The sequence below is a fragment of the Streptococcus hyointestinalis genome, from assembly GCF_041225505.1.
GTDB classification, from domain to species: Bacteria; Bacillota; Bacilli; order Lactobacillales; family Streptococcaceae; genus Streptococcus; species Streptococcus hyointestinalis_B.
Genome location: NZ_JBCLSK010000045.1, coordinates 1 through 11,399 on the forward strand (window position 1 = coordinate 1; position 11,399 = coordinate 11,399).

Here is an 11,399-nt window from a genome sequence, read left to right on the forward strand (position 1 = left end):
ACTGCTTCTCTAGCTTGTCTTGAATACTTGTAGAAGTGGTTTTTGATGGTCGTTTGGCGATTATTCTCCAGCACTGCGAAAGCCAGTCTTCCCTTGTTTCTTGCGAATTCATCCCAGGATAAAATCTCAGGTAAGACCTCAAAATTCTCTTTCAAAGTGAAAGCATTTAGCTGTCTTTGAACGGTGGAAACAGAGATGTGGGGGGGGTGCGATATCTGAGTTGGTCTGTTTTTCGATGAGAAGTTGTGTGATTTTCGCCCAGACAGTCAGTGAGATTTGGCAATTTTTCTTGACTAGACTGGTTTTGGCGATAGAGACCCTGCGACACACTTTACACTGAAAACGCCGCTTTATGAGCTTTAGGACGGTTGCCATACCTTGGACGTCTAAGATTGGGATGGTGGAAGGCCTTTGAAAACCGTATTTCATCATCTTTCCTTGACAATGAGGACAGGATGGGGCTGGATAATCCAGCTCAGCTCTAAGCTCAATGTGAGTCTGATGTTTGAGAACAAGTAATATTTTGATGTTTAAGTCTTTGATTGCAATGATTTTTGTGGTATCCTTAATATTGGTATTTTTAATAGGTTCCATAAGTACCTCCTAATGATGGTTTAGTCGCTTTTCAATGTAAGTCTTATGGGATTTTTTCTGTACTCAAAAAGCCTATAACCTCTGCGGTGGAGTTACCCACTACAGATATTATAGAGCCGGCAATCGTGTGTGGCTTGGTTGAAGTCACCTGCGATTGTCTTTTTCGTTTCTCATAAAAGTCTGCGATATGGCAAAGATTGGTATGACTAGCTGAAACGATATTGTGAATACACTTGAAGAGAATCTTTCTAGCGTAGGGATTGCCACGCTTGGTAATGTGTTCCTTAGCGAGGAAGTTTCCAGATTCGTAGTGTCTCAAATCAATCCCAATAAAAGCATTGATTTGATTGGCGGACTGAAACCGACGGATATCCCCTAATTCGCCGATGATAGATGTGGCCGTTGTTTCAGCGATAATAGGGATTGAGAGAAGAATCTCGTACTCTGGTAAGGGCTTAGCTAATGTCACCATCTTATCCAATACAGCTTGTCTGCGAACGGAAAGTCTAAGCAACTCCTGGGCGTAGTAACGAACCTCTTCGATCATTGGAGAAGTTTTCTTGACGGCACAATAAGACTGATTAGCCAGTGCTGTAGGCTTCTCAGTTAAGTAGGCAACACGCTTGTCAGAGATGCGTTTGGCTGTCGATTGACGAACGAGATTAGATAACTGATTTTGGTTCAAACTTAATACAAATTCCTTACTCGGAAAAGCTATGACCAAGTTCCAGTATTGTTCTCCTGATGGCATTGACAAGATGGATCCCAGTTCGGGGAAAGTGACTTGTAAGACCTTGTGCAGTCGATTCTTAGCTCTGACGATATCCTCTGTCAGATTTTGATAGAAGCGACTGAGATCACGCAAGCTTTGGTAGACAGCTTCCTGAATATAGCTGGATTTGCGGTTGAGCACAAACTGAGACTGAGCCAGTTTTTCCGCATCGATTTTGTCTGTTTTCCGCACACGCAAGCCATCCAATTGCTTCTTGGCTTCTAAGGGATTGAGCCGTATATAAGCATAGTGATGTTCATTTAGAAAAGCTTGAAGACGCCGAGAATAGACACCTGTAGCTCCAAAAACAATCTCTGGTGCTTGAACTTGCCTTAGGTCTTCCAAGAGACGGCTGAACCCAATGGCATCGTTTGGCATCGTGTAGCCATGAACTTTCTCGCCATTGACCAGAATGGCCACTTCTGAACTTACCTTGCTCACGTCAACTCGCATGATATTACCTCTTTGTCTCGAATGCTCCTTGTTTTAGTGCTCTCATTTTCAATACTCGACGTCCAGCGTCCCACATACTTTGAACAGATTCTCACTAAAACAGGTGTCTTGCCAGTTTTGTGTATGATGTCTAGCGTCAAAAAGCCCCACGACTTAACAAGACACCTCTACTTTATCATAAAGAAAAAGCAGTGAGTACTTTCTCCTGTCGGAGAGTTTCTCACTACTAATCTTAGTATGTTTTGTGTGATATTCTACACTATTTTGGAGGATAAGGAACGTTTCTATCGTTATTATATCTGGGCGATGAAAAGAGAGTTTCGGAAATAGCTATACAAATTGGAGGTTTAATCGAAATTTGTTCGGATATAGTGGTAATTTCTTGTCATTTGTGGTAAACTAAACAAAAAGATTTTTGGAGGCAGATGATGAAAGCAATTATCACAGTTGTTGGTAAAGATAAGTCAGGGATTGTTGCGGCGGTTTCAACAAAAGTGGCAGAATTGTGCTTAAACATTGATGATATTACACAAACGATTTTGGATGAGTATTTTACGATGATGGCTGTGGTGTCTAGTGATGAGAAGAAGGATTTCTCTTATTTACGAGCTCAGCTGGAAGATTTGGGTGAAGAGCTTCAAGTGAAGATCAATATTCAAAGTTCGGCTATTTTTGATGCCATGCATAATGTATAGGGAGAAAATCGATGGATATTAAGCAGGTTCAAGAAACAATAGAGATGATTGAGGAGCAGAATTTCGATATTCGTACGATTACGATGGGGATTTCGCTTCTTGATTGTATTGATACTGATATTGAGCGTGTGGCAGCTAAGGTCTATGACAAGGTTATTGCAAAGGCAAGTAAGCTTGTTGAGGTAGGAGATGAGATTGCAAGTGAACTTGGTATTCCGATTGTTAACAAGCGTGTATCTGTGACGCCAATTTCATTGATTGGTGCGGCGACGGACGCAACGGATTACGTACCGATTGCGAAGGCTTTGGATAAGGCAGCTCATGAGATTGGTGTTGACTTTATCGGTGGTTTTTCAGCTTTGGTGCAAAAAGGCTATCAAAAGGGCGATGAGATTTTGATCAATTCGATTCCTCGTGCTTTGGCAGAGACGGAAAAAGTGTGTTCATCTGTCAATATCGGATCGACCAAGTCAGGTATTAACATGACAGCGGTTCGTGATATGGGGCGTATCATCAAGGAAACTTCGGAAGCATCTGAGATGGGTCCTGCAAAGTTGGTTGTTTTTGCAAATGCAGTTGAAGACAATCCTTTTATGGCGGGTGCTTTTCATGGCGTCGGTGAAGCGGATGTGGTCATCAATGTTGGTGTTTCTGGACCTGGCGTTGTTAAGCGTGCCTTAGAAAAAGTCCGTGGTGAGAGCTTTGATGTGGTCGCTGAAATCGTTAAGAAAACTGCCTTTAAAATTACTCGTATCGGTCAGTTGGTTGGTCAAATGGCAAGCGAGCATTTGGGTGTTAAGTTTGGAATTGTCGATTTATCTTTAGCACCAACACCTGCTGTTGGAGACTCTGTTGCTCGTGTACTAGAAGAGATGGGACTTGAAACAGTCGGTACGCACGGAACGACCGCTGCGCTTGCGCTTTTAAATGACCAAGTCAAAAAAGGCGGTGTTATGGCATGTAATCAAGTTGGTGGTTTGTCTGGTGCCTTCATCCCTGTCTCTGAAGATGAAGGTATGATTGCTGCGGTGCAGTCTGGTTCGCTCAATCTTGAAAAACTAGAAGCTATGACAGCTATCTGCTCGGTTGGGCTTGATATGATTGCCATCCCAGAGGATACGCCAGCAGAAACGATTGCGGCTATGATTGCAGATGAGGCGGCAATTGGTGTTATCAACCAAAAAACAACAGCTGTGCGCATTATTCCAAAAGGTCAAGAAGGTGATATGATTGAGTTTGGTGGTTTGCTTGGAACTGCACCAGTTATGTCTGTCAATAAAAATTCTTCGGCAGCCTTTATCGCTCGTGGTGGACAGATTCCAGCGCCGGTTCACAGTTTTAAAAACTAACTCCTACTCCAGCTAGTCTGGAGTTTTTTTAGTCTTTGGTATGAAAGCCTTTTAGAATTTGTTATAATAAAAGAAAAGTCTTTTGGAGGTAAGGAAGATGGCTAAGACACGTCTATACATTGTGCGTCACGGCAAGACAATGTTTAATACGATTGGTCGGGCGCAGGGGTGGAGCGACACACCTCTGACAGCAGAAGGAGAACGTGGGATTTATGAGTTAGGGCTTGGTCTCAAAGAAGCGGGGATTTCATTTAAAGAAGCTTTTACAAGTGATAGCAGCAGGACTGTGCAGACGCTTGAGATTATTCTAGAAGCCTGTCAGCAGGACTTTATCCCGCATACACGTGATAAGCGCATTCGGGAGTGGTGTTTTGGCAGTCTTGACGGAGCTTATAACGGTGAGTTATTTGGTGGTGTTTTGCCTCGTATTTTTAAAAAAGACATTAAGGATTTGACTTATCAAGAAATCGCAGACGGTATCCAACAGGTGGATACAGCAGGCTGGGCTGAGAGTTGGGAGACAATCAAGGAGAGAATTTGGCTGGGCTTTTTAGCAATCGCAGATAGGGTAGAAAGTGATGGAGGTGGCAATGCCATCGTTGTCAGTCATGGAATGACCATTGCAACGCTGATGTGGCTGATTGATCCAAAGACACCTAAAGGGTTAGCGCTGGATAACGGCAGTGTGTCTGTTGTGACCTATGAAGACGGCGCATTTACTATTGAAAAAATAGGCGATATGTCTTATCGTAAGGAAGGACGTCGTCTTTTAGAAGAAGGGGAATATGAAAACTAGTTTTACAAAGCGTTTGATGGCAGGGATTGTTATTATTATGTTTGTGCTAGCCATTGTCTATTTTATAGGAGGAAAAAAAGACAATCAGCAGTCCACAGCTACAACTAAAACCAGTCAATCAACGACAACACCATCTAAGAAAAAGACAAGCTCACTACCTAATGTTTCCGCTAGCGACTGGGAGCTGGTCTTGGTCAATCGTGACCATATCACAAAAGAGATGAATCCAGAGCTAGCCACTGTCAACGGTATCTCAGTTGATGCTCGTATCGCTGAAAATGTCGAGGCTTTTCTTGCTGCAGCGCAAGCAATTGACGCCAGTGAGCACCTCATCTCGGGCTACCGTAGCGTATCTTATCAAGAAGGGCTTTTTAATAGCTATATCCAGCAGGAAATGGCAGCTGACCCGAGCTTATCAGAATCTGAGGTTGAAACCTTGGTTAAGACCTACTCACAGCCAGCAGGTGCTAGTGAGCACCAAACAGGGCTCGCTATTGATATGAGTACGGTGGATGCGCTCAATCAAAGTGACACAACTGTTGCCAAGCAAGTCCAAGCCTTGGCACCTCAATATGGTTTTGTCCTGCGTTTTCCAAAGGGAAAATCATCTAGTACAGGCGTTGACTATGAGGACTGGCATTTCCGCTATGTGGGTAAAAAGTCAGCAGAGTATATGACCAAGCATAATCTCACTTTAGAAGAATATGTAGCATTGCTGGAGGAAAGAGATGCGTAAGCGTTTTTCATTAGTACAAGCTGTTTTAGGCTTACTCGTTTTTGTGTTTGTCTTTGTGACGCCTTTGGTTGTGCATCGTGAGGGACTGTCTGCTCAGGAAAAAGCGGACACTTCTCAGACGAAGACTGCCTTTATCAAGTCCATTGCCCCAGCTAGTCAAGAGCTTGCTAAAGCTTATGGGATAAAACCTTCTATTATCATTGCACAGGCGAGCTTGGAATCAGATTTTGGTAGAACCTTGCTAGCTAGACGTTATGACAATCTTTTTAATAGCAAAGCGATGACAGGAGAAGCTTTTATCAAGCTGCGTGACAGTGACGGGCTGTTGGTCTCCTATGCACGCTACAAGTCCTATCAAGAAAGTATCAGCGGTTACCTGGCACAACTAAAAGCAGGGCAAGTCGGAAACTCTAACAGCTACAAGCTCTTTGTAGCCAATAAAAATGTCAATACTCTGGCGGATGTTTTGCAGAGCTCAGGTTTTTCAACCAGCAAGACCTATGCCAAGGACCTGAAAAGTATCATTAAAACCTATCAATTAACCGATTATGATAAGTGATTAGCACTCAAAAAAAAGAGTGCTAATTTTTTTGCCTTTTTCCTTGACAATCTTTTTAAAAGAGATATAATAGAAACATAGATTAGCAGTCTAACTATTAGAGTGCTAAAAGAAAGGGTGGATGCGATGATTACACAACGTCAAAATGATATTTTGAATTTAATTGTCGAGATGTTCACTCAAACCCATGAGCCTGTTGGCTCCAAAACGCTAAAGAATGCGATTGACTCTAGCAGTGCCACCATTCGTAACGATATGGCAAAGCTGGAAAAGTTAGGGCTTTTAGAGAAGGCGCATACCTCTAGCGGTCGGATGCCAAGTGCGGCTGGGTTTAGGTACTTCGTGGAACATTCCCTGACGGAAAGTGCTGATGAGGCTGATGTCTATCAGTTGATTAAAGCCTTTGACTTTGAAGCCTATAAGTTCGAGGATATTTTAAAGCAAGCTGCAAAACTGTTGAGTGATTTAACAGGCTATAGCGCCGTTGTTTTGGATGTTGAGCCTAGCAATCAACGCTTAACGAGCTTTGATATTGTGCAGCTGAGTAGTCACGATGCACTAGCAGTCATGACCCTTGACGAATCAAAGTCACTGACAGTACAGTTTGCCATTCCAAAGAGCTTTTTGGCACGTGACTTGGTGACACTAAAGCAACTCGTAGCAGAGCGTCTGCTAGGCAGTTCGCTGATGACCATTCACTATAAGTTAAGAACAGAAATCCCCCAAGTTATCCAACATTACTTTAAAACGGTTGATGGTGTCTTGGAGTTGATTGATTATCTGTTTCAAAGTTTATTTGACGAGACGGTCTTTGTCGCAGGTAAGGTGCACTCGCTTAACTACGCAACGCTTGATACTTATCAGTTTTTAGATGATAAGCAGGCGGTTGCTAGAGTTTTGCGTGATAGCTTATCAGATGAAGAAGTCACATCTGTTCAGCTTGCTGATAGCAAGGTGGCTGCACTTAGTGATTTAACGGTTCTCAGTCGCAAGTTCTTGATTCCTTACCGAGGAATTGGAAGTTTGACTTTGATTGGTCCGATTGATATGGATTACAAGCGCTCCATTAGTTTGGTCAATGTGATTAGCCGTGTTTTAGCAGCTAAATTGACCGATTACTACCGCTATTTAAATAGTAATCACTACGAAGTCCATTAACTTTGAATATGAGATAAAGTCTTTAGAGGAGGCGATCCAGTGGCAGAAGAAACAAAAGAAGAAGTGAAAAAAGAAGAAGTCGAAGAAGTAAAGGAGCCAGTTGTTGAGGAAGTGGTTGAGGAGGAAACTCCTAAAAAAACAGAACTAGAGTTGGCACAGGAAAAAGCTGAAGAGTTTGAAAACAAGTATCTGCGTGCCCACGCCGAGATACAAAACATCCAGCGCCGTGCCAACGAAGAACGTCAGCAATTGCAACGCTACCGCTCGCAAGATTTGGCGAAAGCTATCTTGCCAAGTCTTGACAACCTAGAGCGTGCTTTATCTGTTGAGGGCTTGACAGATGATGTCAAGAAAGGTCTTGAGATGGTGCAAGCAAGCCTCATCCAAGCACTCAAGGAAGAGGGTGTTGAAGAGGTTGAGGTGGAAAGCTTTGACCATAATCTCCACATGGCGGTACAAACTCTGCCAGCGGATGACGACCATCCAGCAGATAGTATCGCTCAAGTGCTCCAAAAAGGCTATAAATTGCATGAGCGCTTGCTTCGTCCAGCCATGGTAGTTGTTTACAACTAGGATAGGCGTACGTTAAAGCGTAACGAAATATAAAATAAAAAATAACTTTAAAAATTTTGAAAGGAATTGAACCCGAACAGAAAACTCGTAAAAAAAGATAAACTGTCTATGACATCAGGATGTCATGCCAGTTTCCTATTTTTCAGTCGTTTTCTCAGTGTTCTTGGTATCTTATTATGTCTAAAATTATTGGTATTGACTTAGGAACGACAAACTCAGCAGTTGCAGTACTTGAAGGTACTGAAAGTAAAATCATTGCGAACCCGGAAGGAAACCGTACAACACCTTCTGTTGTGTCTTTCAAAAACGGAGAAATCATCGTTGGTGACGCTGCAAAACGTCAAGCAGTGACAAATCCAGAAACTATCATCTCTATCAAATCTAAGATGGGTACTTCTGAAAAAGTTTCTGCAAATGGTAAAGAATATACACCACAAGAAATCTCAGCTATGATTCTTCAATACCTTAAAGGATACGCTGAAGATTACCTTGGCGAAAAAGTGACAAAAGCTGTTATCACTGTACCTGCTTACTTTAACGACGCACAACGTCAAGCAACTAAAGACGCTGGTAAAATCGCAGGTCTTGAAGTAGAACGTATCGTCAACGAACCAACTGCAGCTGCTCTTGCATATGGTCTTGACAAGACTGATAAAGATGAAAAAATCCTTGTCTTTGACCTTGGTGGTGGTACCTTTGACGTGTCTATCCTAGAACTTGGTGACGGTGTCTTTGACGTTCTTGCAACTGCTGGTGACAACAAACTTGGTGGTGACGACTTTGACCAAAAAATCATTGATTGGTTAGTGGATGAGTTCAAGAAAGAAAATGGTATCGACCTTAGCCAAGATAAAATGGCGCTTCAACGTCTTAAAGACGCTGCTGAAAAAGCCAAGAAAGATTTGTCAGGTGTGACATCTACTCAAATCAGCTTGCCATTCATCACTGCTGGTGAAGCTGGCCCTCTTCACTTGGAAACAACACTTTCTCGTGCTAAATTTGACGATTTGACTTGTGATCTTGTGGAACGTACTAAGACTCCAGTTCGTCAAGCTCTATCAGACGCAGGTCTTTCTATCTCCGACATTGACGAAGTTATCCTCGTTGGTGGTTCAACTCGTATCCCTGCCGTTGTCGAAGCAGTTAAATCTGAAACTGGTAAAGAACCAAACAAATCTGTAAACCCTGACGAAGTGGTAGCTATGGGTGCTGCTATCCAAGGTGGTGTCATCACTGGTGATGTCAAAGACGTTGTCCTTCTTGACGTGACACCATTGTCACTTGGTATCGAAACCATGGGTGGTGTCTTTACAAAACTGATCGACCGCAACACAACTATCCCAACGTCTAAATCACAAGTCTTCTCAACTGCAGCAGACAACCAACCAGCTGTTGATATCCACGTGCTTCAAGGGGAACGTCCAATGGCAGCAGACAACAAGACTCTTGGTCGCTTCCAATTGACAGATATCCCAGCAGCTCCTCGTGGTATTCCACAAATCGAAGTGACATTTGACATTGACAAAAACGGTATCGTGTCTGTTAAAGCTAAAGACCTTGGTACTCAAAAAGAACAAACCATCGTCATCCAATCTAACTCAGGCTTGACTGACGAAGAAATTGAAAAAATGATGAAAGACGCTGAAGCTAACGCAGAAGCTGACGCAAAACGTAAAGAAGAAGTAGACCTTCGTAACGAAGTAGACCAAGCTATCTTTGCGACTGAAAAGACCCTCAAAGAAACTGAAGGTAAAGGCTTTGACGCAGAGCGTGACGCTGCTCAAGCAGCTCTTGACGACCTCAAGAAAGCCCAAGAAGACAACAATTTTGACGACATGAAGGCAAAACTTGAAGCGCTCAACGAAAAAGCACAAGCCCTTGCCATGAAACTCTACGAACAAGCTGCAGCTGCTCAACAAGCTCAAGCAGGAGCTGAAGGTGCAACTGACGCTAATAACTCTGGAGACGACGTTGTAGACGGTGACTTTACGGAAAAATAAGGCACTAAATCCAATGGATGCTTAAGCATCTCATTGGATAACGCTTCTCACTATCTGGTGAGAAGCTAAGTGCCTTACTAGTTCGCAAGCAAAATAATATCGATTTTGCTTGCTCACGTCGTAAGATGCTTGGTAGATGAAGTATAACTTGAAATGTATTTATCATCGAAAGATTTTTCTCACGTCGTAAGTGCAGTAAAGATAAAAAAAACATTCTAGGCGGGGCGCCTCGCTCCGTCTATTTTGTTATAATAGGATAAAGAGGTCTGCAGACAAGAAAAGGTGTTCGTTTTGAACACGGGCTAGGGACTATGGCTTGTCCAGCCTTGTCCGTTAATGCCTTTAGTATCTAAAAGAAAGGAACAGTCGTTTGAGGCAGTATTCTAATGCTTTACGAGCTTAATGGAATATGCCTGTGGCTCTATGAAAAAGTAAATGGAGTCGCTTAACGGCTTAATAGCTTAACGTATGAATAATCAAGAATATTATGACCGTCTGGGAGTGTCTAAGGACGCTAGCCAGGAGGAAATCAAAAAAGCTTATCGTAAGATGTCTAAAAAATACCATCCAGACATCAATAAAGAGCCAGGAGCTGAGGAGAAATACAAAGAAGTCCAAGAAGCTTATGACACCCTAGGAGATGAGCAAAAGCGTGCTGCCTACGACCAATACGGTCCAGCAGGTGCTAATGGCTTTAACGGTGGTGCTGGCGGCTTTGGTGGTTTTGATGGTGCTGGTGGCTTTGGCGGCTTTGAGGACATCTTCTCTAGTTTCTTTGGCGGCGGAGCTGCGCAACGCAATCCCAATGCACCACGTCAAGGAGACGATTTGCAGTACCGTGTGCAACTCAAGTTTGAAGAGGCTATCTTTGGTACTGAAAAAGAAGTCACTTATAATCGTGAAGCAACTTGTCACACCTGTGGTGGTTCAGGTGCCAAACCTGGTACAAGCCCTGTGACCTGTCACAAGTGTCACGGTCAAGGGGTGATTACCGTTGATACGCAAACACCGCTAGGAACCATGCGCCGTCAAGTGACCTGTGATGTCTGTCATGGTACTGGTAAGGAAATCAAAGACCCATGTCCAACCTGCCACGGTACTGGTCACGAAAAGGAAAAACACACGGTTTCTGTCAAGATTCCAGCAGGTGTAGAAACTGGTCAACAAATCCGTCTTGCTGGTCAAGGTGAGGCAGGCTTTAACGGTGGTCCTTACGGGGACTTGTTTGTCATGATTACCGTTCAGCCAAGCGACAAGTTTGAGCGTGAAGGCTCTACTATTTACTACACGCTTAATCTCAATATCGTCCAAGCCGCTCTTGGGGATGTCGTGGATGTGCCAACGGTTCATGGTGACGTAGAGCTCTCTATCCCAGCAGGTACTCAAACAGGCAAGATCTTCCGCTTGCGTGGTAAGGGAGCACCAAAACTGCGTGGTGGCGGTCAAGGAGATGAGCACGTCACTGTCAAAGTGGTTACGCCAACCAAACTCAACAGTGCGCAAAAAGAAGCCCTTCGTGCCTTTGCAGAAGCTAGTGACGACAGCATCTCAAAACCTAAGAAAAAAGGCTTTTTCGATAAAGTCAAAGATGTCTTAGAAGGTGAATAATGAAAAAAGCTCTGGTTTTTGAACTGCATCCCAAAAGTTAGACAAACAATCTAACGAATGGGGTGCTTTTCTTATGAAATTAAGTTACAAAGATAAAGTAGAAATT

General features: G+C 43.2%; 9 protein-coding genes and 2 pseudogenes. 9 read left to right on the forward strand and 2 right to left on the reverse strand.

Going from position 1 to position 11,399, the window contains the following annotated elements:
• Nucleotides 1-594: pseudogene (locus AALA56_RS08900) on the reverse strand (transposase family protein); the annotation flags it as partial.
• Nucleotides 595-712: 118 nt separating this feature from the next.
• Nucleotides 713-1,819, reverse strand: a pseudogene (locus AALA56_RS08905) (IS110 family transposase); the annotation flags it as partial.
• A gap of 428 nt (nucleotides 1,820-2,247) precedes the next feature.
• On the opposite strand from AALA56_RS08905, the gene AALA56_RS08910 reads away from it, so the two are divergent.
• From AALA56_RS08910 to dnaJ, 9 genes are all read left to right on the forward strand, one after another.
• A complete protein-coding gene (locus AALA56_RS08910) occupies nucleotides 2,248-2,514 on the forward strand; it encodes an ACT domain-containing protein (RefSeq protein ID WP_369909709.1) in 267 nt (88 codons plus the stop codon).
• A gap of 11 nt (nucleotides 2,515-2,525) precedes the next feature.
• Complete coding sequence (locus AALA56_RS08915; protein WP_369909698.1) at nucleotides 2,526-3,863, forward strand: PFL family protein; 1,338 nt, start codon at nucleotides 2,526-2,528, stop codon at nucleotides 3,861-3,863.
• Between the two features lie 97 nt (nucleotides 3,864-3,960).
• Nucleotides 3,961-4,659: a histidine phosphatase family protein gene (locus AALA56_RS08920; RefSeq protein WP_369909699.1), complete on the forward strand. Its 699-nt coding sequence runs from the start codon at nucleotides 3,961-3,963 to the stop codon at nucleotides 4,657-4,659.
• The gene (locus AALA56_RS08925) at nucleotides 4,649-5,395 is read left to right on the forward strand and encodes a M15 family metallopeptidase (protein WP_369909700.1); all 747 of its coding nucleotides are present in this window, start codon (nucleotides 4,649-4,651) and stop codon (nucleotides 5,393-5,395) included. Before AALA56_RS08920 ends, AALA56_RS08925 begins: the two co-directional genes overlap by 11 nt.
• Nucleotides 5,388-5,954, forward strand: coding sequence for a glucosaminidase domain-containing protein (locus AALA56_RS08930; RefSeq protein ID WP_369909701.1), 567 nt, complete (start codon nucleotides 5,388-5,390; stop codon nucleotides 5,952-5,954). The genes AALA56_RS08925 and AALA56_RS08930 overlap by 8 nt, the downstream gene beginning before the upstream one ends.
• 126 nt (nucleotides 5,955-6,080) lie before the next feature.
• Complete coding sequence (gene hrcA / locus AALA56_RS08935; protein ID WP_369909702.1) at nucleotides 6,081-7,112, forward strand: heat-inducible transcriptional repressor HrcA; 1,032 nt, start codon at nucleotides 6,081-6,083, stop codon at nucleotides 7,110-7,112.
• 39 nt (nucleotides 7,113-7,151) lie between these two features.
• Nucleotides 7,152-7,685 (forward strand): nucleotide exchange factor GrpE, encoded by a 534-nt coding sequence (gene grpE / locus AALA56_RS08940; RefSeq protein WP_369909705.1) that lies wholly within the window; start codon nucleotides 7,152-7,154, stop codon nucleotides 7,683-7,685.
• Nucleotides 7,686-7,861: 176 nt separating this feature from the next.
• Entirely contained in the window at nucleotides 7,862-9,685 is a 1,824-nt protein-coding gene (gene dnaK / locus AALA56_RS08945; RefSeq protein WP_369909706.1) for a molecular chaperone DnaK, read from the forward strand.
• 468 nt (nucleotides 9,686-10,153) lie between these two features.
• Nucleotides 10,154-11,293: a molecular chaperone DnaJ gene (gene dnaJ, locus AALA56_RS08950; RefSeq protein WP_369909708.1), complete on the forward strand. Its 1,140-nt coding sequence runs from the start codon at nucleotides 10,154-10,156 to the stop codon at nucleotides 11,291-11,293.
• The last annotated feature ends 106 nt before the right edge of the window (nucleotides 11,294-11,399 follow it).